The organism is Hydrosulfovibrio ferrireducens (genome assembly GCF_046883345.1).
Taxonomy (GTDB): Bacteria; Desulfobacterota; Desulfobulbia; order Desulfobulbales; family Desulfurivibrionaceae; genus Thiovibrio; species Thiovibrio ferrireducens.
In genome coordinates this window covers 92558-117788 of sequence record NZ_JALKCW010000012.1, presented here as the reverse complement: position 1 = coordinate 117788, position 25231 = coordinate 92558, and the positions used below count along the sequence as shown (strand labels likewise).

At 55.3% G+C, this 25231-nt stretch carries 18 protein-coding genes and 1 pseudogene; 15 read left to right on the top strand and 4 right to left on the bottom strand.

Features of this window, described 5'->3' with window-relative positions; translation table 11 throughout:
• The first annotated feature begins 7 nt into the window (after nt 1–7).
• From MWR57_RS05730 to MWR57_RS05685, 10 genes are all read left to right on the top strand, one after another.
• Nucleotides 8–1294 carry a TolC family protein gene (locus MWR57_RS05730; protein ID WP_423123834.1) on the top strand — a complete coding sequence of 429 codons (1287 nt, stop codon included), beginning with the start codon at nt 8–10 and terminating at the stop codon, nt 1292–1294.
• A complete protein-coding gene (locus MWR57_RS05725) occupies nt 1291–2511 on the top strand; it encodes an efflux RND transporter periplasmic adaptor subunit (RefSeq protein ID WP_423123833.1) in 1221 nt (406 codons plus the stop codon). Before MWR57_RS05730 ends, MWR57_RS05725 begins: the two co-directional genes overlap by 4 nt.
• Nucleotides 2512–2515: 4 nt before the next feature.
• A complete protein-coding gene (locus tag MWR57_RS05720) occupies nt 2516–5605 on the top strand; it encodes an efflux RND transporter permease subunit (RefSeq protein WP_423123832.1) in 3090 nt (1029 codons plus the stop codon).
• Entirely contained in the window at nt 5602–5943 is a 342-nt protein-coding gene (locus MWR57_RS05715; RefSeq protein WP_423123831.1) for a P-II family nitrogen regulator, read from the top strand. The genes MWR57_RS05720 and MWR57_RS05715 overlap by 4 nt, the downstream gene beginning before the upstream one ends.
• A 32-nt stretch (nt 5944–5975) precedes the next feature.
• Complete coding sequence (locus tag MWR57_RS05710) at nt 5976–6542, top strand: hypothetical protein (RefSeq protein ID WP_423123830.1); 567 nt, start codon at nt 5976–5978, stop codon at nt 6540–6542.
• A 688-nt stretch (nt 6543–7230) separates the two neighbouring features.
• Nucleotides 7231–9174, top strand: a complete 1944-nt coding sequence (locus MWR57_RS05705; RefSeq protein ID WP_423123829.1) for a hypothetical protein — start codon at nt 7231–7233, stop codon at nt 9172–9174.
• Nucleotides 9171–10313, top strand: coding sequence for a phosphoribosyltransferase-like protein (locus tag MWR57_RS05700; RefSeq protein ID WP_423123828.1), 1143 nt, complete (start codon nt 9171–9173; stop codon nt 10311–10313). Before MWR57_RS05705 ends, MWR57_RS05700 begins: the two co-directional genes overlap by 4 nt.
• Nucleotides 10314–10321: 8 nt before the next feature.
• Nucleotides 10322–12247 (top strand): hypothetical protein, encoded by a 1926-nt coding sequence (locus tag MWR57_RS05695; protein WP_423123827.1) that lies wholly within the window; start codon nt 10322–10324, stop codon nt 12245–12247.
• Nucleotides 12248–12250: 3 nt separating this feature from the next.
• Nucleotides 12251–13366 carry a hypothetical protein gene (locus MWR57_RS05690; RefSeq protein WP_423123826.1) on the top strand — a complete coding sequence of 372 codons (1116 nt, stop codon included), beginning with the start codon at nt 12251–12253 and terminating at the stop codon, nt 13364–13366.
• Nucleotides 13363–14466 carry a PfkB family carbohydrate kinase gene (locus MWR57_RS05685; RefSeq protein ID WP_423123825.1) on the top strand — a complete coding sequence of 368 codons (1104 nt, stop codon included), beginning with the start codon at nt 13363–13365 and terminating at the stop codon, nt 14464–14466. The genes MWR57_RS05690 and MWR57_RS05685 overlap by 4 nt, the downstream gene beginning before the upstream one ends.
• 85 nt (nt 14467–14551) lie before the next feature.
• Here the strand turns inward: MWR57_RS05685 and MWR57_RS05680 are convergent, their stop codons facing one another.
• The 4 genes from MWR57_RS05680 to MWR57_RS05665 form a co-directional block, all read right to left on the bottom strand.
• Nucleotides 14552–15352, bottom strand: coding sequence for an ImmA/IrrE family metallo-endopeptidase (locus MWR57_RS05680; RefSeq protein ID WP_423123824.1), 801 nt, complete (start codon nt 15350–15352; stop codon nt 14552–14554).
• The gene (locus tag MWR57_RS05675; protein WP_423123823.1) at nt 15339–15773 is read right to left on the bottom strand and encodes a hypothetical protein; all 435 of its coding nucleotides are present in this window, start codon (nt 15771–15773) and stop codon (nt 15339–15341) included. Before MWR57_RS05675 ends, MWR57_RS05680 begins: the two co-directional genes overlap by 14 nt.
• Entirely contained in the window at nt 15760–16410 is a 651-nt protein-coding gene (locus MWR57_RS05670; RefSeq protein WP_423123822.1) for a hypothetical protein, read from the bottom strand. Before MWR57_RS05670 ends, MWR57_RS05675 begins: the two co-directional genes overlap by 14 nt.
• Nucleotides 16411–16487: 77 nt before the next feature.
• On the bottom strand, nt 16488–16901 hold the full coding sequence (locus tag MWR57_RS05665; RefSeq protein WP_423123821.1) for a hypothetical protein: 414 nt from the start codon (nt 16899–16901) through the stop codon (nt 16488–16490).
• Nucleotides 16902–16942: 41 nt separating this feature from the next.
• Between MWR57_RS05665 and MWR57_RS05660 the strand changes: the two genes are divergently transcribed.
• The 5 genes and pseudogenes from MWR57_RS05660 to MWR57_RS05640 all read left to right on the top strand — a co-directional run bounded on the left by MWR57_RS05660 (nt 16943) and on the right by MWR57_RS05640 (nt 25147).
• Nucleotides 16943–17770, top strand: a complete 828-nt coding sequence (locus MWR57_RS05660) for a TnsA endonuclease N-terminal domain-containing protein (RefSeq protein WP_423123820.1) — start codon at nt 16943–16945, stop codon at nt 17768–17770.
• On the top strand, nt 17767–19980 hold the full coding sequence (locus tag MWR57_RS05655) for a Mu transposase C-terminal domain-containing protein (protein WP_423123819.1): 2214 nt from the start codon (nt 17767–17769) through the stop codon (nt 19978–19980). Before MWR57_RS05660 ends, MWR57_RS05655 begins: the two co-directional genes overlap by 4 nt.
• Nucleotides 19977–21701 carry an ATP-binding protein gene (locus tag MWR57_RS05650; protein WP_423123818.1) on the top strand — a complete coding sequence of 575 codons (1725 nt, stop codon included), beginning with the start codon at nt 19977–19979 and terminating at the stop codon, nt 21699–21701. Before MWR57_RS05655 ends, MWR57_RS05650 begins: the two co-directional genes overlap by 4 nt.
• A 2-nt stretch (nt 21702–21703) precedes the next feature.
• Nucleotides 21704–23589: pseudogene (locus tag MWR57_RS05645) on the top strand (TnsD family transposase).
• The gene (locus MWR57_RS05640) at nt 23573–25147 is read left to right on the top strand and encodes a hypothetical protein (protein WP_423123817.1); all 1575 of its coding nucleotides are present in this window, start codon (nt 23573–23575) and stop codon (nt 25145–25147) included. The pseudogene MWR57_RS05645 and the gene MWR57_RS05640 overlap by 17 nt, the downstream one beginning before the upstream one ends.
• The last annotated feature ends 84 nt before the right edge of the window (nt 25148–25231 follow it).

Below are 25231 nucleotides of genomic sequence, written 5' to 3'. Positions count from 1 at the left end.
TTTTCCCATGACCTGCTCAACACAGGTGCGCGGAACGATCTTTGCTCTGCTGCTACAGGCGCTTGTTTGTCTGCCGGCATTGGCCGAGCCCGTTCCCCGCACCATCAATGAAATTGTGGCTCTTGCCATGAAACAAAGCGCCGAGCTGGCCGCCCTGGAAAAAGAGGCGGCGGCAAAGCAAGCGCTTGCCATTCAGTCCGGCACCCTCGCCAACCCTACCTTGGAACTCCAGGGCTCTTCCGGTCGTCAGTCCGGCAGCCCCGAGGAGCGTTCCGCCTCCATCGGCATCAATCAGGAGCTTCCGTGGAACGGCAAATTGCGCCTGCGCCGCGAGGCGGGACAGCGCGAGGCCGAAGCGGCGCAGCGGCAGCGGGATAACGCTGCGCGGTTGTTGAAGGAAGAGGTTTCCACCCTGGCCTTTGACCTGGCCCTGGCCGACAAACGGGGCGAGCTTGCGGCTGACCTGGCTGGCCTGAATCGCGATCTGGTGAGCATTGCCGGAGAACGCTTCAAGGCGGGTGATATCCCCGAATTGGAACTCAATCTTGCCAAGGTGGAACTTGCCCGCGCCGAAAGCCGTCTTATCGAGGCAGAGCGGGATGGCATTCAGCTTCGTCTCAGGATGTCGTCATTGACGGGCCAGAACGAGGTAGCCTTTAACCCAGCGGATGATCTTGCCACCCCGGTGGTGTCACAAACCATTCAGGAACTGCTCAAGCAGGCCCTTGCCTCGCGGCCCGATCTTCAGGCCCTGGCGCTCGAACGCGGTAAGGCCGAGGCGGAAACCCGTCTGGCCGCAGCCGAGGCAATTCCCAACCCCACCGTGGGTTTCTTTGCGCAAAGACAGCGGAGCGCAACCGAGTTGGGAGACCTGTCGTCGACCAGCAGCGATACGCAACTTGGGGTGCGCTTGTCGATACCGCTTCCGGTTTTTGACCGCAACCAGGGCGGACGGGCAGCATCCCGTTCCCGGCTGGAGGCTGCCGGTTCCCGTAGTTTGGCGCTGGAGAGAATTATAACCGCCGAGGTCGAGGCCGCCTTCTCTCGTCTGTCGGCATCGGAGCGCATTCTTGCCCTGTTTAAACAGAGCATCATCCCGCAACTGGCCGAGAATCTGCAACTGACCCAGGAGGCCTACCGCCTGGGCGAGGCAGGTATTCTTGCGGTTATCGAGGAGCAGAAGAAATTCTTTGAGGTCAATGACGGCTATCTCGCGGCCCTGCACGGCAGGCGTGTGGCTTTTGTAAAACTTGAATCGGCGGTGGCGATTGATCTGAGCGGAGGTGTCCAGTGAACAAAAAGGGAATCATTATCGGAGTTATCGCCCTGGCCCTGGCCAGCGGCTTTTACTATCGCTTCACCCATCTTGCCACCGGGACTGGAGAGGAAAAGACGCACAACGAGACAGTCGAACCCAATGAAAAGAGCGGGGCCAAGAATGAGGGGGGAGAAGATGAGGCGCCCAAAACCGTCAGCATGACGCCGGAGATACAAAAACAGCATGGCGTCGTGGTCGCTGCCGCCAAGCAGGAACGGCTTGCCGATGCCATCAGTGTCACCGGCAAGGTGGAGGTGAACGGCGACCGGATCGCCCACGTTTCATCGCGTATTCCGGGCAAGATTGCCTCCGTCAAGGCCTCGTTGGGCGATACTGTCGCCTCCGGCCAGGTGCTGGTCATGCTGGACAGCGTGGAACTGGATGAGGCCATAAACCGTTACCGCCAGTCAAAGGCCAAACTCTCGCTGGCGAAGAACAATCTGGAACGGGTCAATGCTCTGGTGGAGAAGAAGATTGCCGCCCGCAAGGACATCCTACAGGCCGAGACCGACTATCAGATGACTTCAAGCGAATTGCATGCCGACAAAGAGCGGCTTGCCCTCTACGGACTTTCTCCTGCTAGTTTAGATGGCCCAGGCCACAAAAGACAGCTCCTGCCGGTCCGCGCACCTATCGGCGGCGTCATCACTGAAAAATATGCCCTTGTCGGCGAGCTGGCCGATCCGGCCAAGAACCTCTATACCGTCGCGGACCTCTCCTCTGTCTGGGTCATGGTGGACATCAACGAGAAAGACCTGGCCAAGGTCCGCAAGGGACAGGAGGCCATCGTCAAGGTCGGCGCCTTTCCTGACCTGGGCTTTCCGGGGCGGATCAGTCATATTGCCGACATGGTGGATGACGCCACCCGAACGGTCAAGGCCCGCATCGAGGTCAAAAACACGGACCGCAAGCTGAAACCGGAGATGTTCGCCAGTGTCGAACTTGCTCTGCCTGCCGATGCGCCGCCAGTCCTGGTTGTTTCCGAAGAGGCCTTGCAGGATATGGAGGGCAGGAAGGTAGTATTCGTCACCGCGAACGGCACGGAGTTCGAGCCGCGCCCCCTTGAGCTTGGCAGGGCATCCGGCGGCCAGGTTGAGGTGTTGGGCGGACTCAAGGAAGGAGAACGCTACGCGGTCAAGGGGGGCTTCCTGCTGAAGTCGGAACTCAAAAAAGGCGAACTGGGAGAGGAGTGAGACCATGATCGACACAATATTGCGATTTTCCCTCCAGCAGCGCCTGCTGGTTTTGCTTGCCACCGTCATCCTGCTCGGCGGCGGGGTCTGGGCGATGAAGAAGCTGCCGGTGGACGCTTTTCCCGATGTGACCAACGTCCAGGTTCAGATTTTGACCCAGGCTGGCGGCATGGCACCCACCGAGGTCGAAAAACTGATTACCTTTCCCATCGAAACGACCATGGGAGGACTTCCACAGCTCAGCGAGGTCCGCTCGATTTCAAAGATCGGCCTGTCGGTAATCACGATAGTGTTCGAGGATGGGGTGGACACCTATTTTGCCCGCCAGCAGGTCTTCGAGCGGTTGCAACAGGCCAGTGATCGTTTGCCCAAGGGGATCGAGCCGCAGATGGGGCCGGTAACCACCGGCCTGGGTGAAATCTATCAGTACCTCCTCGAAGGCGAGGGGTACGATGTTCGTGAATTGCGTTCGTTGCAAGACTGGATCGTACGACCGCTCCTGCGCACCGTGCCGGGGGTGACGGATGTCAATTCCTTCGGCGGACAGGTCAAGCAGTTCCAGGTGTTGATTGATCCGGGCAAGTTGAAGAGCCTCGATCTGACCATTCACAACGTGATCGAGGCCGTGGAGAAGAATAATTCCACTGTCGGCGCGGGTTTTATCGAGCACCGGGAAGAACAATACATGGTGCGTGGCCTTGGTCTGGCCAAGGGGATTGACGACCTGAAGCAGATCGTTGTCACCAGTCGCGGCGGCACTCCGATTCATCTTGACGACTTGGCCGAGGTGGTCATCGGCAATGAACCGCGCCAGGGGGCCACGACCTACGACGGCAAGGGCGAGGCGGTGGCAGGCATCGTGCTGATGCTGAAAGGCGCCTCCAGCAAGGAGGTGGTCGAGGGGGTCAAGGACAAAGTTAAGACCATCCAGAAGACCTTGCCGGAAGGGGTAAAGCTGGTTCCCTATTACGACCGGACCGACCTGGTCCAAAAGACCATCACCACCGTAATCACCAACCTGATTGAGGGCGGGCTGCTGGTGATCGCGGTGCTGTTTTATTTTCTCGGCAATATTCGTGGCGCCGTCATCGTTGCCCTGACCATCCCGCTTTCCATGCTGTTTTCCTTCCTGGGCATGCACTGGCTGGGGCTTTCGGCCAACCTGATGACTTTGGGGGCCATCGATTTCGGCATGATCGTGGATGGCAGCGTGGTTATGGTGGAAAACACGGTGCGACACCTGGCGGAACGGAAGAAGGATGAAAGCGCCCGGCACGTCATCTTCATGTCGGCCAAGGAGGTGGCGCGACCGATCCTCTTCGGGGTCTTCATCATCATCATTGTCTACCTGCCCATTGTCACCCTGACCGACATGGAGGGGAAGATGTTCTCTCCCATGGCCTTCACCGTCGGTTTCGCCCTTTTGGGTTCGCTCATCCTGACCATGACCCTGGTGCCGACCCTCTGCTCGTTCCTGTTGAAAGGAAAGGTGGTGGAGAAAGACCCAAGACTGCTGGCCAAGATTCGCGAGGCCTATTTGCCCTTCCTGCGGCAGAGCCTTGGAAATCCGAGGAAGATCCTGCTCATCACCGGGGCGGCTCTGGTCGGCTCGCTCCTGCTCGTGCCCTTTCTGGGGAGCGAATTTCTTCCCACCCTGGACGAGGGAAGCCTTACAGTTCAGTCCTTCCGCCTGCCCTCGGTGTCGGTGACCGATACGGTGCGCAGTTCGGCGGCGGTGGAAAAGGCCCTGCTCTCGTTTCCAGAGGTGGAAAAAGTGGTTTCCCGAGCCGGACGGGCGGAAATCGCCTCCGACCCGATGGGGATTGACATCTCGGACATCTTTGTCAATCTCAAGCCGCGCAAGGAGTGGAAAACCGCCGCCAACAAGGCGGAGCTGGTGGATGCGATGCGGGAGCGGCTGGAGAATATCCCCGGCATGTCCTTTTCCTTTACCCAGCCGATCGCCCTGCGGGTGGACGAGCTGATCTCCGGAGTCAAATCCCAGATCGCCATCAAGCTGTTCGGGGAGGACATGGAGGTGCTCAAGGCAAAAGCAAATGAAATCGCCGAGGCGGTCAAGAAGGTTCAGGGCGCGGCGGACGTCCAGGTGGAAAAGGTCTCGGGCCTGGCGTACCTGCAGGTGCGGATCAACCGGGAAGCCATCGCCCGTTATGGGATCAATGTTTCGGATATTCAGGATGTTCTGGAGCTGGCGGCTGGGGGCAAGGCCGTCTCCGAGCTCTTTGAAGGCCAGCGGCGGTTCATGGTTGCCCTGCGTTTCCCGGAAGGGTTATCCAACAACCCGGAGAAATTCGGAGAACTGTTGATCTCCGCCCCCAATGGCGCCCGCATTCCCCTCAAGCAATTGGCGCGGGTCTACACCGAGGAAGGGCCGGCCCAGATCTCCCGTGAAAACGGTTCTCGCCGGATCGTTGTCGAATGCAACGTCTCGGGACGGGACATGGGCGGCTTTGTGGCGGCAGCCCAGCAGGCCATCGAGGGTAAGGTTAAACTACCGCCAGGGTATTACCTGAATTGGGGCGGCCAGTTCGAGAACCAGCAGCGGGCCATGTCCCGTCTGGCGGTCATCCTTCCCATCTGCCTGGCCCTGATCTTCATCCTGCTTTTCTCGACTTTCGGGAACATCAGGCAGGCCTCCCTGATCATCCTCAACATTCCCTTTGCCCTGATAGGCGGCATCGTTGCCCTGTTTTTGCGGGGGTTGCCGCTCTCCGTCTCCGGGGCCATAGGCTTCATCGCCCTGTTCGGGGTGGCGGTGCTGAACGGGATCGTCATGGTTTCCTATTTCAACAAGCTGCGCGAGGAGGGGATGGGGCTTGATGAGGCCATCATGAGCGGGGCTGCCATCCGGCTTAGACCGGTGCTGATGACCGCCCTGGTGGCCTCGCTCGGTTTTATTCCCATGGCGCTTTCTCATGGCACCGGCGCCGAGGTGCAGAGGCCGCTGGCCACGGTGGTTATCGGTGGACTCATCACCTCGACCCTGCTCACCCTGGTGGTCCTGCCGACCCTCTACCGCTGGTGGGAGAGAAGCGCGGACTTGAAACTCAATCAAAAGGAGATCGCTCAATGAAGCAGATCATTGCCTACATTAGACCGGCTGTGTTGGAAAGAGTAACGGAAGCCTTGCGACTCATTGACGGCTTGACCGGCATGAGCGTTATGGAGATACAGGGCTTCGGGCAAGGGAAGGGAGCTTCCTTCCGCGAGCAGAGCGATACGGAGATAACCTTTTTTTGCAAGAAGGCCCGTATTGAGCTGATGGTTTCCGATCTCAGGGTTGGGGAGGTGGTGGACACCATCCAGCAAGAGGCATGGACCGGCGAGAAGGGGGAAGGGAAAATTTACGTCCTAAACGTTGAAGAGGCCGTGCGGATACGGACCAATGAGCGTGGCGAGACAGCGGTATAACCAAAACTATCTAAAAAAAGGAGATTGAAGCCATGAAAAAAATAAATCATTTTCTCGTATTAATTTTGGCCCTGATCCTGGCGGGCTGCGCGGCCAGCAACCAGAATCTGTTGGGGCAACGTAACGATGTGTTTCAGGTGGCCTCGGACGGGGCGGCGGTGGGAGTGGATGAGGCGGTTGTCACCGTGTCGGCCTCGATAAAAACCCACAAATATTCAGCGTTTCTTTTTGAGCCATCCAAGCACGGCAAGGATGAATATTTGCTCTTTGTTGATATCAACGGGCAATCAATGGGGCTGCCCATGGAGATGCAAAACGAGACGACTACCACCGATCCGCATACAGACCCGGAAAGCGGCGAAGGGGTGAGATATCTCTATAAGACGACAATCCGTTTAAAGCCGGGAACCTACACCTTCACGGCATATCTGCCCACCGAAGATGTTTCTGTGCGCCGAGAAGTAGTGGTTCCACGGGAAGGGAAGACCATCATCATCAAGCCAACGTACCGGGGGTTGGCAAGAAGAAAACCACCTTCCCTCCGCTGGCGTCCCGATTTCAAGGATGGGGTCAAAGGGTTCGATATCATGGCCAACTAACCATTCTGGGCTCCTTGGTCGGGGAGGACCAATTTTCCTACCCCGCAGGGCCATTTATACAATCCTTTTCAACACCCTCTTCCTCGGGGCGCCTGGTTGATGCGCCCCGAGGGGATACAATTTTGGTGTGTTATTGGCCAACTTTATTTTTTGACCGTTGTCTTCGGAAGGGGGGGACTTTCCAACTTTATTTTTTTTGCATTTTGCTAAAATGAAAAAATATGGCATAACTTGCCGTAATTGGAAGGGCCATGATTTCCCAACTTTATTTATTACGGACAGCAGCTGTTCCTGAATAATAAAGTTGGTAAACGGATAATAAAGTTGGGAAATGAAAAATAAAGTTGGCAAATAGCAAATAAAGTTGGGAAATGGTGGGTGATTAGGAGAGCATCACAAAAAACTTTGAAGAGCCATTTTCGGGGACAACTTTAGCGATCTATTGTTAGACCGTTGACGATTATATCGCCATGAAAATAGCCCCTACCTGTTTGTTATTCGTATTGACAGCCCGTTCGGGAGTGATCTATAAAAAAAGATTATGTCCTGAGGACTGGTCAGGATATTCGGGAGATTCTCCGTTGTCGCCTTGGTTTTTTTGAGCTAACCGAAAAAGCGATTTCTTAGCACTTACCCTATAAAAAGAATATTCTATTGTCCTGGCAAGAATGGACGATAAAGAGGAACAATGGCGAAGCCTTATGCGACCGAGATGTCCAAGTTGGCCGAAACGTTCACATGGGCGGCAACGGTTGATATCACACCATTGCGGCAAGCCGTGCGCACGGCCGGATTATCGCCCCTGCTAGCAATCGGGTCGGGTGGATCGCTGACCTCCGCGCATGCGCTGGCTGGGCTCCATCAGCATTTTACAGGTCGTATCGCTACGGTGGCGACCCCACTCGAAGCAGCTAGCGAGTTGATCGAAACGAACGTGACAATGTGGCTATTAAGCGCAGGTGGCGGCAACGTCGATATTCTTAGGGCTGCTAATGCACTTGTCGCACGCGAACCACGCCAAGTCGCCGTGCTCTGCGGACGAGAGGACAGTGCTCTTGCGGACTTCTGTCGCGTCCATCCCTTCGTGGACTTGCTGCTATACAAATTGCCAGCCGGCAAAGACGGCTTTCTTGCCACGAATTCTCTTTTCGGCTTTACCGCACTGCTTGCCCGCGCATACGCTGTCGAATTCGATGAGGAGAGCGACTGGATTTTAGCTGTGAAGACTCTTGAGGAACTGCTCTCGAACGATTCCGAGCAAATCTCCGTTTGGGAGCGACTAACCACGCCGCTCTGGAGTCGGCCAACGACTCTTGTATTGTATGGTCCGTCAACACGTTTCGGAGCGATTGACCTCGAATCGAAGTTTACCGAGGCAGCCCTCGGCAATCTTCAGTTGGCCGATTACCGCAATTTCGCGCATGGACGGCACCATTGGTTGGCCAAGCGCGGCGCAGAGAGTGCAGTGCTCGCCTTCGTGGCGGATGAAGATCGCAGCTTGGCTGACCGTACACTACGCCTAATCCCCCCTGAGATTCCTCTTGCGCGGCTGGAGATACCGGGTTCCAAGCCTGGAGTAGCTCTGGCTGCGCTCGTGGCGGCCCTTAAAATTACTGGTTGGGCTGGCACGGCGAGAGGTATCGACCCTGGCCGCCCCGGTGTGCCTGAGTTCGGGCGTAAACTGTATAAACTCCCTCTACCTCGATCCAAGCGCATTGTCGAGGTTGATGGCTTATCCGAGCGCGATTCTGCGGCGATTGCACGCAAAACAGGAGCGTCACCAAAACGTCTCGCGGCGCTGGGGGAGCTTGATCGTTGGCGGGTTGCCCTCAACGTATTCCACAAACGGCTTCTGGATGCTTCGTTCGCTGGCGTAGTTCTTGACTACGATGGCACCATAGTCGACGCACGACATCGGTTCTTGCTTGCAAGAGAAGACATGTTGGGTCAGCTAAAAAAAATTGTCGACTCGGGGGCTTGGTTGGCAATTGCCACCGGCCGTGGGGCTTCGGTACGCCGAGATTTGCGGGCGGGGCTGCCTGAGGCGATGTGGGCGCGCGTGCTCGTAGGCTATTACAACGGGGCTGAGATCGCCACCTTAGACGACGATGGGGCGCCCGACGGGACTGAAGGAACAAGCGAGGCCTTGAGGCCTCTCGCCAGCGCCCTGCGTGCACAGCCAGAACTGGCACGTGCCGCAGTCCAGACTGACCGGCGTTTTCAAATTACGCTAGAAGCTAAACGTGCGATGCAGGAAAATCGGCTATGGGATCTTTCCCATCAAGTTCTCTTGACCGCAGGCTACCGAGATGCAGTTATCACGCGTTCGAGTCATTCGATCGACATCGTCGCACCAGGTGTTTCCAAGCTAAATGTACTGAAAAAGATTCGTGAGTGTACCGGCTCGGCACCAATATTGGCAATAGGAGACCGTGGCCGCTGGCCGGGTAATGACTACGAGTTGCTGTGCGAAACTTTCGCCCTTAGCGTCGACGAGATCAGCGTCGATCCGGAGACATGCTGGAACTTGGCACCTCCCGGTCAGCGAGGAGTCGCCGCTACACTTGATTATCTGGCAAAGCTCCAGGGGAGTGGAGGCACCTTGAAATTTATGCGTGGTGCATTTAAATGAACCAGGATCTGGCGCTCAGAGTTCTTGGTGAAATTATGGCATGGTCTGATGACCAAGCGCGTGAAGAGTTTAAGTGGCTGCGATTGATGGCACGACTTAAATACGACGGTTACCGTGACTTTCAAGCAGGTATGCGTTTCGTCGAAAGTCTTGCTACCTGGCTTCAGCAATTCACGTCGGAAGAGCGGAAAACTGCTTATGGATTCGTTCGACGGCGGTTAGTCTATATCGGCCCCGGCGAAATGCAGCGTCTTGTTGAGCAATTCCACCCAAAGATCGTCCGTGATCGCCTAGTCCAAATCATCGCGGCTAAACGGAGTATTCCAGCCTATCGTGTGCTTGCTGACTCGGAAGCACGAGCCGATGAAGAGCGGCTCCGCCGTCAAACACTGTTTATGGGTTTAAGTGACGGTGCCCGGATCGACATCGTCCGGCATTCGAACACAGGGTTTCTGACTAATGAACAGCTCGTGTTGGCCACCCAACTCGATAAGGAAAAGTGGCAGGATCTCTTGCAGAACTTGCGCAGCGACCTGAAAGACCAGAATGCGTGCTTCCGACTCGTTTACCTAATCGATGATTTTGCGGGGACGGGCACATCCTTTCTCCGATACGATAAGGAGAAAGCTAAGTGGAAGGGAAAGCTGATACGGTTTTTTGAGTCGGTCACTAGTGCTGTTGGAGCGTTGAGTGGAGACCACATCTTCACGCCGGATTGGGAGTTGTGCGTCCACCATTATGTGGCGTCCGCTGCGGCAGTACGTTCCATTGACGTAAGTCAAAAGGCGGCTCAAACAGCGTTGGCACACAAGGAGTGGGCGAAGAACGTATACTTCTCCTTCGGGACGGTGCTGCCGGAGGAACTTCCCCTCAATGCGGCCTCGGATTGCGATAAAGCCTTTGTCCGCCTGACGGAGAAGTACTATGATCCGATCATTAGAACGAAACATACTGACGTCGGCGGGGTGCCTCATATGGGGTTGGGTTATGGCGGGGGCGCATTGCCGCTCGTATTCGAACACAATACACCAAACAATTCTGTGGCGTTGCTCTGGGCCGAAACGAATGGTGGTGACCGGCAGGAAATTTCTGCTCCCCCAATGCGTCCGTTGTTCCGCCGCCGCCAAAGACACGCCTGAGAGAGGCCATGACTACCAACCCTTTCGAAAAACGTGCTACTGAGTACTTGCGAGATGACGAGGCTTTCCTTGCCTACGTTACCCCAGAACCGTTAGTCACTTTCTTCCAGAAGCCCGCTAAAGAAGGGCGGCTCTATGATCGGCTGACTATGATTATAGGAACACCGGGAAGCGGAAAGACAACGCTCGCGAGACTGTTCCAGTTCTCGACGCTACGGACGTTGTTGCGTAACAAAGCCCTCACAACCTACAAACCCCTGCTTGATTCACTTACGGTTTGTGGTGCGATCACCAATGAACGTCCGACCTTAATTGGCTGCCGGTTGCCACTTGAAGCCGAATATCGTGAGTTCTGGGAATTTTCTTACGACGAGGAACTCAAAACCGGGCTGATGATAGCACTGCTTCAGGCACGGACAGTACTTGCTTGGCTTCGTAATTTAGAGACGGCCAACATATCGTTGACTCAAGTGGAAATCGTGCCGCGGGCTGGCGCCGACGCAGCACTCACTGCCATAGGAGGGACTGCGGGGCCGATGTTGCTTAAGCGAGCCCGCGAGGTCGAACTCGCCATTTACACGATTTCCGCCGCTTTGCTGCCACCAGATGTCGAGGATATCGATAGCGAGGCCGTTGCAGCCTACCGACCTTTCGACGTTATCGAGTCGTTTAGTATCAAGGATGGTGAGGATATTTTGACTTTGTGCCCGCTGGTGATTTTTGACGATGCACATAGTCTGCACCCAGCACAATTTACCGCCATGCGGCATTGGCTTGCACGCCGAGAACTCAAGGTCGCCCGTTGGATACTGACGCGTTTTGATGCGTTGAATCCCTCCGATGTTCTGCTGGATCACGAAGTAGCGGAGAACGCGGTAGAGACGGAGCCCCTCGGAATCAAGCGTACTCGCGAAATAACAATCATCAGGTTACAAAGCGGAGAGGATCGTGCTAATCAGCGTCGCGCATTTCGCAGGATGGCCAAAGATATGGCGGGCCGATACTTAGGCCAGATGGAGGTCTTTAGCCGTCGACGTCTTAATAGTCTCGGCGACTTACTCACAACCGCGCCGGAGATGATAGCGAAGGGAAACCGTAATAAACTTGCTAACTCCGTAGCAATACTCCAGGAGCGGAATAGAGTTTTGCCCCAGCGCCGTAGCGCGCTTGAAAGGGAGATAGCAAATTATCTTGGTACTACTGGGGAGGATGGCGAAGATTTGGGACTCGCTATGCTGGCGATTCTCTTTGAACGTTACGCTAAGCGGACCCCGCCGCAACGAGGGCTTTTCGAGGCGTACATCGGGGATACTGAGCCTAGCCGACCTCTGGTCGCTGACGCCGGGATTGCTGATGGCGCCAAAATTCATCTTCTACACAAATATGACCGGCCTTACTATTTTGGGATCGACGATCTATGCGACTCCAGTTCGGAAAATGCGGAGCAATTTTTGCAACTGGCCGCGCGACTTGTTTCGCAATCGGAGACACAACTGGTCAGGGGCAAAGGAGCCACGTTGGGAAGCGGAGTCCAGCATAAATTATTACGAGACCAAGCGACGTCAATGGTACGCGAATGGGACTTCCCTCATCATCAGTTAGTGCGTCGTCTCGCAAGTGGCATCGCGAAAGAGTGCCTAAACAAAAGCCTTGAGGGTAATGCTTCGCTCGGCGGTGGGGCGACGGCGTTCGGCATCCTGCAGGATGATTTTGATGCTATTCCCAAGAACTATCCTGAGCTCGCCCGGGTGTTGCAGTTTGGCGTTGCCTACAATGCGTTCATGCTCGCACCCAACTATGGTACGAAGAAGCGGCTCTGGTGCCTCATCGAACTTGGTGGCATCCTCTTACTCCACCACGGATTGACCCTGAAACGCGGCGGATTTTTGGAGCGCCGCCCCATCGACTTGGTTCGATTGTTGGAGGAGGTCTAGGAAATGATGCATGCCCGTCGATGGGATCCGTGTATTGCCCATCGTGGCCAAGAAGTGGACAAATTCATTGTCGACTATTTTTCCAGCCCTGATCGACACGTGCTTCTCGTTGCCGGGGCAGGATTCGATCCGCGATCAACGGCAGTGGCGACGCGTCTCGCCTTGACCCCAGCATCAATATCCGCTGTTCTATTCCAAGAAAACCGTCCTAAACCAGCTCAAGGGCTGCTCGAACGAGCGACTTGCAATGCAGTCACTCTAGGTGCTGCGATTAGCAAAAAAGTGGTCATCCCGGTAGAAATCTTCGGCGCTGATGGTGCGGTCATCGGCGGACGAAACGTTGTCGCTATGCTCAACCGACAAGATTTTAGCGGTATAACCGATATAGTTGTGGACATCAGTGCACTATCTGTAGGGACTAGCTTCCCAATAATTCGCTACCTTTTTGAGCAAATTGAGCGCGGCAAAATGTTAGCTAACCTACACATCTTTGTGGCACATGATCCCAAGCTTGACGCAGACATCCAGCCAGTGCCCAGCGATGCACCAGGATATATCCATGGGTTCAAAGGAGGATCAACCCTCGACAGTTCGGCTAAGGCCGCTAAGCTCTGGCTACCGCAGCTTGCGGCTGGAAGAAGTGGAACGCTTGGCCTTCTCTATAATTTCGTTGCCCCCCATGATACGTGTCCAATCCTCCCTTTTCCATCTAGTAATCCCCGTATGGGCGATGAGTTAGCTGAAGAGTACTTGACTGAATTTGAGAGTGGCTGGTCGGTGGATACTCGCAATATCGTTTACGCTGATGAAGGAGACCCGTTGGATCTCTATCGTACTATTCTACGACTCGACGACTTACGGAAACCGGTATTCCAAGAGATCGGAGGTTCGCGTCTAGTGCTGTCTCCGCTTGGGAGCAAGATTATGGCCTTAGGAGCGTTAATGGCGGCGTTAGAGCGCGATTTACCAGTCGCCTATTTGGAGGCGATCGGGTACAATCTTAATCAGTCAGCACCTGCCGTGATAGCTGTTCCCAATCTTGTACATATCTGGTTGGAAGGGGACGTTTATCCGAAGCCTCGGTCAAGACTGTTGCACGATGGAGGGATACCCGCATGATGACATCTGTTGAACGACCAAAAGTCTTTGGGGCAGGGCTAATTACCCTTGATTTGGTGATGGGCATGGCCCCCAACTCCCCAGTCCGCTCTTGGGCGGGTGGTACTTGTGGTAATGTCCTTTCGATTTTGGCCTACCTCGGCTGGGATGCATACCCGATCACGCGGATGAACGGGGATCCCGCCTCGGAGCGGGTGCGGGCTGACATGGCACGGTGGGGGGTGCGGATGGATTTCGCTAGCTGCAGCCCAACCAGTCACACGCCGATCATTATCCAAGAGATTCGGCGAGGCCGCGATGGCTCGCCAACGCATCGGTTTTCATGGTCCTGCCCCCGATGCGGCCAATGGCTACCGAGATATAAAGCGGTAACTGTTGCTGCAGTTGATATTGTGACCCCGAGTCTGCCCGGAATATCGGTTTTTTTCTTGGATCGTCTGTCTCGTGCGACAGTCACCCTCGCCGCGCGTGCTGCCGCTGAAGGGGCGGTGGTCGTGTTCGAGCCTTCCGGCAAGGCCGATCCCAAATTGTTTGCCGAAACAATTAGAATTGCCCATGTGGTTAAATATGCGGATCAGCGACTAACGTCAGTCGGTGGGGTGATGGAAGGCGATGCAGCGACATTAATAGAGATTCAGACTCTTGGTGCACAAGGACTGCGATATCGCCATCGTTTTGGCCGATGTGCATCGGATTGGGTCCATTTAAATGCTGTGTCAACGCCTAACCTCGCAGACACCTGTGGCGCTGGAGATTGGTGTACTGCCGGTCTTATCGCTAAGGCTACTCTTGGCGGTCAAGCAGGCTTACGACATGCCGGTGCCGAGGGCGTTCGAGACGCCCTCCGATATGGTCAAACTTTGGCGGCTTGGAACTGCGGTTTTGAGGGAGCGCGGGGATCCATGTACGCCGTCGATCAAAATTCATTCAACCATCAGCTTGAGACCTTTTCTTCCGGACAGCATGACATAATTGTCGCCGACACATCTGACGATGAACAGGATACAGCCATTGCTTGTCCTGCATGTCCTCAGCGTCTGCCGCAGGGTAGCCAGCGACGGACACTGTCTAGGCCGGCAAAGAGTATATCAGTAGCGTAGGAAGTTTGCGTCATTTGTAGCTGTTCTTTCCCCAAAGGCAGTGTGTCGCCAGAGGACATCAAGCCTCTATGCCCTAAAAATGAAGTCAACTTTCTGAGATCACCCATAAAAGGGTTAAGATAGTCGGATAATTCCCGAGCCGAATCGATTGTTCGTAAACCTCGAACCCTCGTCTGTCCCTCATCCATGGAAACCACGCTTCATTTGGAACTCTGACCATTTTGGCGGATTCCTTCCTCCCCCGGAATACCTCACAGGCCTCGCTTTCCAGGTGAAGCGGGTGATGTTTCTCAATGCCTGGAATGGATGAATACTCCTTTCCTTTCCTCCACCAGCGGGCTATTCCGTCCCTGGAAAAAATGACCATGCAGTCTTCTTTCGAAATTTGGATGAATTTTACTGCGGCGGCGGTCAGCGACACATTGTATGCGCTGGAGAGCGCCTTGACGACCTCAAGAGATGGCGTGGCCGATCTGAATTCCTTGCTTGCGAGGCGAGTGGGTATGAGCAATTCGGAGGCGAAAGCATTCGCCTCGATTTCCATTGGGCTTCCCTGGTAGCCGCCGATGTCGTCCTCCGAACAAAATTTAAGCTGGGTCTCTTCTGAGTGCATTTCCCAATGACCCAGCTCATGCGCGATTGCGAAGCGTTTTCTGCCGGCCTCAGGGATGTCTTTGCGGACTCTTATGATCCCTTTGTTGCCTTTCCGGATCAGATAGGCCTCCGATCCGCTTAATGCACCCTCCCTGACCAAGACATTCCGGTCCATTGAAATATCCTCAAGGCGTATCTCGTCGGGCCTGGTGATAGCATATTCCCTTATGAGCGCGTCCGCCAATCTCCGGGCCTTGACTTCGTTGGCCCTGGAAGGATCATTCGAATACATCGCCGTCACTTTCGAGTATCATCAGATCTTCCAAGATCGAAGCCATATCCGCTTCATTGGCCTCCTCAAGCTTCCTGAAATACACCGAGGCAAGTTTCGGCTGTGATTGGCTTAATCCATTGAGTATTTCCAAAACCGCGTCTTTGACGTTCGCCTTTTCATCGATGTACTTTTTGATCACCGATAGCCCTCCAAGACGATGTCTCTTTTCTTTGGCGGCTTCGAGTCTTCTTCCCGCCAGCTTTTTGGAGATCATGAGGGTCACTTCGGAAGTCATTTGATCGACGTCAATGCCTTCTTTTCTGAGATCTTCTCTTATCTTGGTGATCGGAAGATCTTCTACCTCTTCCTCGGAATCGGTAAGCAGGCCGTGCAAACTTTCCAATACGTCGGAATATTTCTCAGGGCTATGCCTTGTCATTATTCGCCTCTCCATTCTTAATTTCCTGAAATGATTTGAGCCGCCTTTGGAGCTGCTTTTTCAGATTGTCGAATTCCTTCGCTTTTATGCCCATACTCTCGGCGATGTCCGCCCGTTTCTCAATCCCCTCTGCGAGGCGTTCAAGGATTGTTTGAAGCAAGGGAGCATCAGCAATGAATTCGTAAAATTTCCAGAAAAAATCCTCGCTCAAACGTTCTTGCTCCCTAGCAAGCACGATTTCTTCCGGACCGGAATTTGGACAGGAAACATTATCCCAGAATTCGGCTGTTTTTCCATCGCTGTTAGGTCTTCCTGACAGGACAGCTTCCCGGAAGAAGTGCCGATTCTCCCAACCGTCGATCAAGTGGCTGACCTCGCTGTCAATCACACTGATTAAATGCTTGAAAAGGTTTTCTTGGGAACGGGGGTCCCATGCCCTATCGCCGTTCAAAATTTTTTCGATGCTTATGTGCACTATGTCCTTTGCTTCGATTCCGCTTGGCGCAGGCCCGCCGAGAATGCCCTGCCAGAAGAGTTTTCTCATTTTCCTAAAGGCATACCGTGTCAGCCTTGGAATGCTTTCATCCCATGGGTGACTGGCCATCAAATTTAACACTTCATCTGAAACCTCTGCCATGAGACTCCCTTTAAATATATGCCGCTCCGGACAGGGAAATTGCCGTTCGGGACGAAAATCAGGCTTTATGGCTGAAATTAGAACAATAAGACACATTGGCAAAGAACAACCAAGAGGTCAATCGAATAAAGCTCCCAAGCTGACCGGTCGGAGACAGACAATCCGCAAAAAAAAATAATCGCGGCGGCAAATTTTGGAAGCAGCCCGGCAAAAGAACATAAGAAGAAAATTTTAAGCGAAAGGAGGTGATGGCAAAGATGGCGAAAAATCCCCCAGTCGGTGATGGCCACAGGATCGGCGCGGTAAAAAACCGGTCCCAGGCCTACAATCCGCAGAATGATCGGTGGGTAAAGCGGGGCCCGGCAGGAAGGTTCATCGACCAGAAAGCGGACGATAAGCCCTTCAAAGGCGTGCGCAAGGAAAAGTAACAGTGTGGCGGGCGAGTCTTCCGGGAAGGCTCGCCCGTTTCTAGTTCGCCGCCGCTCAGCCAAATTCCCGTCTCGGGAGCTGCTCCCCAACAAAAGGAATCGGTATGCCACGTCGCAAGATGACCAGCGCGGACAGAAAGCTTAAGCAAGGCCGCGGCCAGGGGCATGGTGAAAAATACAAACCCTTCTTGACGGTCCGCGAAGTCCCTTCGCGCGGGCTCTCCCACCGAATCAAGGGGTGGACGACAAGCCGCGTTCACCACTTTCTCTCGAATCTCGAGAAGAATTACTTCTACCTGCTTGACTGGTCCTCTCTCGTCGTCGACATCCGCGAACAGTTCCCCTTGCCGGTCGAGGACACTATGAAGATCTCCGAACGGCTTGGCGTCAGGCATCCCACAGACCCAAAAACCAAAGAATTCACGATCATGACCACCGACTTTCTTGTCGACCTTCTCTCCGAGGGAAGAACCATCATGGTGGCCCGATCCGTGAAGATGAGCCAGGATCTCGGCAGCAAGCGGGTCCTGGAAAAATTGGAGATCGAGCGGACCTACTGGGTAGAGCGGAAAGTTGATTGGGGGATCGTCACGGAATTGGATATTCCAAAGGCCATGGCTGAGTATGTCGAATGGGTCCACTCATCCGCAGACATTGCAAGTTCTCCAGGACTCACGCCTCAGATTATCTCTCAGGCCGAGGAGGCCTTGTACGATCTGATCACCGAAAACCCACGGGAGTCTTTGGCGCATGCCGCTCTTGCGATCGACCACGCCCTGGGGCTGAATGCGGGTTCGGGCTTGTGGGTCGTCAGGCACCTCATTGCATCCGGACGGTGGACGGTGGACATGACAAAAGTGATCGCAACCGACAAGCCCCTGCGTGTCGCGAGGGTGGCTGGATATCCAATCGAGCAGGAGCACAGTGCATGAATCGCCTCCTTGCTATCAATACCCTGATCGAATGGAACCCGGTGGAAGGAGACGCCACGCAGCGCCTGGAAAGGGTGCTCTGGACGGACAATGCCGGCGAGCAGGTCGTCGTTGTTTCGGTTTCCGATGCTGTCTCGCTTCCGCTTCCCGTTTGGAAACGGGGTTCAGAATTGGAGGCGGCAATCGCGGGCGGCCAAGCCTTCCGCCGCATGATCGATCCTTTCGCGCAGCTCGCCAAGCCGGATCCGGCTTTTCTCCACAAGCACAAGGACCGGATGGAGAGGGCCTGGGAGATCATCCGAGACTTGGTGGCGGTTGAGCCGGGCATTTATCTGGAGGAACAGCGGGGGCCTTTGGTCAGGAAGGCTGCGGAACGATTCAAGGTCGCGCCGAAAGAGGTCTACAAACAGCTCAAACGCTTCTGGCGGGGAGGGAAGATCAAGCACGCCCTGCTTCCGGCGTACAAAAACTGCGGAGGCCCCGGAAAGGATCGCCTCATCAAGGAGTGCCGCTCCGACCAGCCCAAAAGGGGCAGGCCGCGCAAGATCCTCCAACTCGACCCGGAGTATGTGGGCGTTAACGTCGACGAAGAACTTCATAAGATCTTCAGGATCTCCATCGGCCTCTATTACAACACCAAAGAGGGAAATCCCCTTCGCCGCGCCTACGATCTCATGATCGACAAGCATTTTAACATGGGCTACCGGAACGAGGGCGGGGTTAGTGTCCCGGTCCTTCCTCCTGCCTCCCAGCTTCCCTCCTTTCAACAATTCCGCTATTGGCACCTCAAAGAACGGGATCTGACCCACTCGATCGTCTCGAGGCGAGGAGAAAAGAGATATTTATTGAAAAGCCGGCCTATACTGGGCAACTCGACCCAGATGGCTTTCGGCCCGGGGTCCATCTTTCAAATCGATGCCACTATCGGGGATGTCTACCTGGTCAGCACCCTCAACCGCAACTGGATCATCGGCAGGCCCGTGATCTATTTCGTCGTCGATGTGTTCAGCCGAATGGTAGCGGGGATTTACGTGGGGCTTGAGGGGCCGAGCTGGGTAGGGGCGATGATGGCACTCGCCAACGCTACTACCGACAAGGTGTCGTTCTGTTCGGAGTATGACGTTGAAATCGCCTCCGAGGCTTGGCCGTGCCGGTATCTTCCCGAAATGATCCTCGGAGACCGGGGAGAGCTTTTGGGACTTGATTCCGATAGCCTTGCCGATGCCCTGGATATCCGTGTTGCCAATTGCCCTCCTTACCGGGCGGACTGGAAAGGGATTGTGGAGCAGATGTTCCGGCGGGCGAACCTGAAAAGCATCCACTGGCTCCCCGGTGCTGTGAGGAAACGCGAAAGAGGAGACCCCGATCACCGTCTGGATGCCACCCTTGATCTTCGCCAGTTCACCAAAATCATTATTCTTACGGTGATTAAATATAATCTCCATCATCGGGTCGAGGAATATCCGCTGGACAGGGACATGATTGCCGACGACGTACCTAAGATCCCCGTCAACCTGTGGGAATGGGGCATTGGCAACCGGGGCGGCCACCTGCGTGAGAAGAGCCCGGAAACCATCCGGCTGAATCTAATGCCGACCGGATCGGCAACCGTTACCCCCAAGGGGATTCGGTTTCAGGGCGTCCATTATACGACAGCCCGGGCACTCCGGGAGCAATGGTACGTCCGTGCGCGAAGTGAGGGAACCTGGACCGTTCCGGTCTCGTATGACCCCCGCAGTATGGAAGTCATCTATCTGCGCGCAAGCGACGGCAGCAGTTTCGATCCCTGCACTCTTTTGCCGGAGGAGGAACGATTCAACGGCGTGATGCTGGAAGAGGTGCTCGATTTCTTTGCTCTGAACAAGTTGAAGTCCCAGCAGCATGAAGGCCGGCGGCTACAGTCCGATGCCGCGTTGCGGGCACAGGTCGCGGCCATAAAAGCGGAGGCCGCCAAGATGAAGGAGGAGTCGGGCCCCCAGAAACAGAGCAACAACCAGCGCCTGAAAGGGATTCGTGACAACCGAGCCGAGGAAAAGAAGCTCAATCGTCGGGACGAGGCTTTCGACTTGCGGGCCGAACGGCAGTGCGGTGCGCCTGGAACCTTGCTTCCCCTGGCCAAGGGGGAAATGAGTGCCAAAGCCTCGTCCTCGGCCAAGCGAAAGGACTTCCTCGACATATTAAAAGCCGATGCCGAGGAGGAGCAGCCATGAAAAAGTCGGGGGGCCGGGAACTCGGGCATTTCCTTATCGGCAATAGGGTAAATGCCATCTATCAGGAGAGCGAAGAGCCCCTCTATCGCCACAACTGTTTTATCGAATCGTTGCCGCAGGAATTGTCTCCGGAAAAAGCCGGCAGCCTGCTGAGGCGTATGCCTGCCTATTCGGAAGCCGAGAGAACCCTTCCCGCGTTGCGCCGACTGAACGCGGTCCAGAGAATTCAAAATATCGTCGTTCCTTTGCCTGAATACCTGGAGATAGAGCAGAAGTTCTCCCGGATGATCCGAAATGGGTATCTTGCGCGAAATCCTCTCTCGGCCGAGTGGGTCAAACAGATTCAGGCAGGGTTCCCAGATCTCGACTGGAATCGGGGCTCATCCTATCCCTACACACCCACAATCCGGTCGACCGCAGCCGGATTTTCGATCATCGGCGCCAGCGGGGTCGGGAAGTCGACGCTCATCGAGAGCATCCTTTCCCTCCTTCCTCAGGTCATTACCCACCGGGAATACAACGGAGGTTCCTTCGATCAGCAGCAATTGGTATGGCTCAAACTCGACTGCCCCTATGATGGGTCTCCGAGAGGTCTGTGCAGCAGCTTTTTCCATGCGATTGATCGGCTCCTGGGAACCCGCTACGCGGAAAAGTATGCCAACCAGAGACGGACCGCCAACGACCTAATGCCCATCATTGCCATAATCGCGGCAAACGTCGGGCTGGGCGTCCTGGTGATTGATGAGATTCAGCGCCTGAGGGGGGCCCACAAGGACAATTCAAACCTGCTGCTTAATTTCTTCGTCCAGTTGACCAACACCATCGGTGTGCCTGTCGTCCTCATGGGAACCTATAAGGCCCTGGGTCTGTTCACCAAGGAGTTCTCCCTGGCCCGAAGGACCACCGGGCAAGGCGACGTGCTCATGCACAACTTCGCCGAGGATCAAGTCTGGGACTATTTTATCGAGCGTGTCTGGCGTTACCAATGGACCGCAGTCCCGACTCCTCTGGAGCAGTCGCTAAAGAAGGTAATCTATGAGGAGTCGCAGGGGATCCTGGACATCGCGACCAAACTCTACATGCTGGCGCAATGGGAGGTGATCGGCTCAAAGGATAAAACGGAAAGGATCACCCCGGCGATGATCAGGGTGCTCGCCCGGGAGAATCTTACTGCAGTTGCTCCGATCCTCAGAGCCCTTCGGATGGGCGATTTGGAGGCGCTGAAGGATATCTCGGACATCGGTCTGCCCGGAAACCTGCTGCATGATCATTTTCGGAAAGCTCTAGGCCGGGTGCAACTGCAGGGGACATTAAACACCTTGCGGAACCAGGTTGCGGTAGCCGAGGCGGATGAAGAAGGGCTCGGGGAGTCTCCTGAAGAGCAACTCGCCGCTCTAATCGTCCAAGCGGGATACGCCCCGGAAATCGCAGTAAGGAGCGCCCAGTCGGCCTGCCGCCGCTTCGCGGCTGAGACGGACCTGCGGCTTGCCGGCAGTGAGGCTTTTCGCCTTGCCGCGGAGGAGACGGCTCTGAAGAAGGTGAACGCTGAGGAAGCCGCGAAGCCGCAGGAGAAGAAAAAAAGACTGAAGGTCGTTTCGCTCAGCGGCGACCTGCGAGAGATCGTCGCAAAGGCCGCCAAGGGAACATCTCCATACGATGCGTTGAAGGCCGCCGGAGTCATTAAGTCTGCCGAGGAATTCCTGGCTGCGGGAGCCCCATAACCATGCTCGCCTTTTTCCCGGCATTATATCCAGACGAGATGCTCTACAGCGCCTGTGCCCGTTACCATCGCAGAAGCGGCAATCTGAGCATCAAAGCCACCATGAAGGATCTTTTCGGATCTACCAACGCCAGCGCAGTGGTAGATCTGCCAAACCGCTTGAATTGCCTACGAAGGCAGCTCCCTGTTGGTACCCTCACCACAGTCGATCGCCTGATCAAGGAAAATACCCTCCTTCCGCTCTATAGCCCCTTCTTGCCAAGGCACCGGGTTGACAAGCTGATCGCCTGGATGAAGGGCTCCACCCACGGGGGCGGCATCCACATGGCCATGGGTGTCATGGCCAGCGGCGTTCCATCGCCCAGGTATCTCAGATTCTGCCCAGAGTGCCTCGCCGCTGACGAAAGCCGGTACGGGGAACCATACTGGCATAGAAGCCATCAGGCAGCCGGAGCCCTGCTTTGCCATAGGCACGAGGTTTGGCTTTGCGAAAGCGATGTCCCGACCGCCGCCCCTCAGAATAAGCACGCCTTCGTTGCCGCTCCCGTACCCAACGGGAAATACCTTCCGCAACCTTACGAGAGGTATTTCCTCCACTGCCGGGAAATAACCCGTTCGGTGGCTTGGCTGCTCAGCCATCCGGAGACCGAAAGTCCCGGGTTTTTCTTCCTTCGGAAAAAGTATCTGCATCACCTCCGGCAGATGGACCTTGCGAGCTATTCAGGCCGGGTGGCTCAGCGTGAGCTTCTGGAGAGGTTTATCGCACATTACGGGGATTGCTTTCTGGCGCAAATCCACTGCCGCATAAACATCGACTCTCAGGACAATTGGTTGAATAGCATTGTGCGCAAGCCGCGAAAGGCGAGCCATCCTCTCCGCCACATCCTTTTGATCCATTTTCTTGGGACAGGGCTCGAGGAGTTTTTCTGCACCAGCATCCCTGAGAGCCGGCCCTTTGGAAGAGGTCCCTGGCCTTGTCTTAATCCTGCCGTATCCCATTACCGGCAGGCACTTGTCCGCCGGTGTGTCATCACCAGGAATTGTGAGACGGGGGAGCCGGTCGGCCATTTCTACTGTTCATGTGGCTTTAACTATGCCCGGACCGGCCCTGACCGGGAACGCAGCGACAAGTTTCGGAGGGGAAAATCCTTGAAGTCGGTCCGGCGTGGGAGGCGGAATTGATCCGCCTTTCAGAAAAGGAGGGGAAAAGCCTGAGGGCAACCGCTCGTGCCCTCGGCGTAGATGTGAAAACAGTAATTCGCCACCTGGCCAGGCTGGCGGACTGCCGACAGGAGGAAAATTTCATTGAGGTTGGGCAATCGCTGATTGAGCGCCGTACGCGATGGCTCGCGCTCATAGCTCCGCATCCCCAAAAGGGACGGAAGGAACTCAGGGCGCTAGGCCCAGCTGATTATTGCTGGCTTTACCGCAATGATCAGAAATGGCTTTTCGAGAATCTCCCTCCGGTCAAGTCCAGGAAAGGGGCTGCCGGATGCCGGGTTGACTGGCCGGGCCGAGATCGCGAACTCGGGGCCCGGGTCGGTCCCGTCGCGCATGCCATTCTCTACGCACCTGGGAGACCCGTACGCGTCACTATTAGCGCCATCGGCAAAAAGCTCGGTGCGCTTGGCATATTGCAAAGGAATATCGACAAGCTCCCTGTAGCAAGAGCGAGTCTTGAAGGCGTTATCGAGACCAGGGACTCCTTTGAAATCAGGCGCGTGAGGGCTGCGGCGAGAGAGCTATTGCGGTGTGGAGAATCGTTGGAGCCCTGGCGAATCGTTCGCAAAGCGCATCTTCGGCCCGAATATCCCGCCAGCGTCGCGGCCGAGATCGAGCGGATAATTTATGCATTTGAAAAAGGGGTGATACATGGAGATGAAATTTAAGGATTGGCCTTTTGACAAGAACGAAAACGTCTATCTCCACTGGCTTCGGTCGCCCTACCATGCGGGGCAACATAAACAGTGGCAGATGCAGGCTGTCTTCCGGCGGGAGAACGGTACGTTGCATGACCTAGCCATGCCTTGGGGGGCACTGCCGGCCTTTCGTCTCGGCTGTGCCTACCGGGATGGTAAACCAACAGGGGTGAACCATTTGGGCACTCGGATGCAAATCCGGTTCTGCTCCTCGCCGAAGGTGAGTATCTGCGATGCGATATCGGTGCCAAGGCAGTATGAACTGCGGACGAGATTCAATCTCCGGGAGAAATGCGTGGTCATATGGAATCGTGGGGAGCGGATCGTGGTTCCCTGCCTGGAGGTGATCCGGGCCTATTTCGCCCCCAACAGGATGATGACAGCTGAACTGCTGGGGCCGGATCTTTTCACGGATGTATGCACATCCACACTAACGGACGGCCAGGCGCATCTCAAGTTCTCGGAACGGGTCGCCATCGCCTCCCTGTCTACCGAAGTCATCAAAAGGATGGCTTTGGTCCTTTTTGACGGGGAGTTTCGGGCGGCATGGAAGAAGGTCTGGTCCTCCGCTTCTAACGGTGGCGGGGAGAACATGCGAAATGGGGAGTATGCGTATCCGCTTCATGCCGAGCCGCCGGCCATCCCGGGCAGTAGCTGGGTGGTCAGGGGGATGAAAATCGAGAAAACCATCCTGGTCCTGGAAATAAAACAGTTCAGTTCCGCTGTCAGGCTGCCCTTTTCCACCCTCAGTTACGAACATCCCGGGTTCAGAACACATGAAGGCGGAAAAAAGGGAAGCGGGGGAGGAAGGATCAAGGAGGAGCCGGAGGAGGCCGCTATCGACCCGGAGCCGAAGTCACCGAAAGGGATTACGGCTCCTTATGCGGTGAGACTCGACTTCACCACTGCGGATTTTGCGCAGCGGATCGAGGTGGTCAAAGTTCGGGAAAGAGTAAACGAAAAAGGCCAAGGCGAAGATCGCCCTGGAGGCGGAGGGGTACGTTTAGAGTACGTTTCTACAAAGGATGGGACTCTGTACGATGAGGCTGGATGCGGGGAACTACCGTCAGTCGAATTTACTCCGTTCAAGTCCGTGAACGATGTTTCGTGGAGTTTTCGAAAGTTATTTAAGGCCCTGCCCTACATCAAAGGAGCGAGCCTGTCGTTTTTCGAAGGGGAAGCCCCTGAAGGCTGCTGTCTTCCCAAGGTGCCTAAGATTTCCGGTAGCCCGCGGCCATATGTTCTGGTGGGAGTTTCGTTCTCAAGTCGGCGTTTTTTCTTGGTGGAGGTCGACGGGAGGGACGATCATGGGATTTCGACCCTTCTATTTATGATGCCGAGAGGCAAATCTCTCATCGCGTTCACCGGGAACATGCTGAAAAAATGCATTGCGGGAGGAGGGCACTGGGACCGGGAAGAACTAGAAGCGCTTTTCAATGGAGGAAGGTATGAACTTGTAAAGCACACAAAATCTTCTTCGGAAAACTGGGGAATGAGATTGTGGAGGGCAGGGCGGAGATTATCTTGATGCTTCAGCATAATAAAAGGAGCGGTGAGTTCAACCCGTCACTGTAACGATACTGAGTGATGAGTATTTATCTGCCATGGAAGG

What these genes read in the sequence shown, in the direction of transcription:
- MWR57_RS05715 (WP_423123831.1), top strand. Translation starts at nt 5,602, where the DNA reads ATGAAGCAGATCATTGCCTACATTAGACCGGCTGTGTTGGAAAGAGTA.
- MWR57_RS05655 (WP_423123819.1), top strand. Translation starts at nt 17,767, where the DNA reads ATGAATCGCCTCCTTGCTATCAATACCCTGATCGAATGGAACCCGGTG.
- MWR57_RS05650 (WP_423123818.1), top strand. Translation starts at nt 19,977, where the DNA reads ATGAAAAAGTCGGGGGGCCGGGAACTCGGGCATTTCCTTATCGGCAAT.
- MWR57_RS05695 (WP_423123827.1), top strand. Translation starts at nt 10,322, where the DNA reads ATGACTACCAACCCTTTCGAAAAACGTGCTACTGAGTACTTGCGAGAT.
- MWR57_RS05705 (WP_423123829.1), top strand. Translation starts at nt 7,231, where the DNA reads ATGGCGAAGCCTTATGCGACCGAGATGTCCAAGTTGGCCGAAACGTTC.
- MWR57_RS05700 (WP_423123828.1), top strand. Translation starts at nt 9,171, where the DNA reads ATGAACCAGGATCTGGCGCTCAGAGTTCTTGGTGAAATTATGGCATGG.
- MWR57_RS05680 (WP_423123824.1), bottom strand. Translation starts at nt 15,352, where the DNA reads ATGTATTCGAATGATCCTTCCAGGGCCAACGAAGTCAAGGCCCGGAGA.
- MWR57_RS05685 (WP_423123825.1), top strand. Translation starts at nt 13,363, where the DNA reads ATGATGACATCTGTTGAACGACCAAAAGTCTTTGGGGCAGGGCTAATT.
- MWR57_RS05660 (WP_423123820.1), top strand. Translation starts at nt 16,943, where the DNA reads ATGCCACGTCGCAAGATGACCAGCGCGGACAGAAAGCTTAAGCAAGGC.
- MWR57_RS05670 (WP_423123822.1), bottom strand. Translation starts at nt 16,410, where the DNA reads ATGGCAGAGGTTTCAGATGAAGTGTTAAATTTGATGGCCAGTCACCCA.
- MWR57_RS05710 (WP_423123830.1), top strand. Translation starts at nt 5,976, where the DNA reads ATGAAAAAAATAAATCATTTTCTCGTATTAATTTTGGCCCTGATCCTG.
- MWR57_RS05720 (WP_423123832.1), top strand. Translation starts at nt 2,516, where the DNA reads ATGATCGACACAATATTGCGATTTTCCCTCCAGCAGCGCCTGCTGGTT.
- MWR57_RS05690 (WP_423123826.1), top strand. Translation starts at nt 12,251, where the DNA reads ATGATGCATGCCCGTCGATGGGATCCGTGTATTGCCCATCGTGGCCAA.
- MWR57_RS05640 (WP_423123817.1), top strand. Translation starts at nt 23,573, where the DNA reads ATGGAGATGAAATTTAAGGATTGGCCTTTTGACAAGAACGAAAACGTC.
- MWR57_RS05730 (WP_423123834.1), top strand. Translation starts at nt 8, where the DNA reads ATGACCTGCTCAACACAGGTGCGCGGAACGATCTTTGCTCTGCTGCTA.
- MWR57_RS05675 (WP_423123823.1), bottom strand. Translation starts at nt 15,773, where the DNA reads ATGACAAGGCATAGCCCTGAGAAATATTCCGACGTATTGGAAAGTTTG.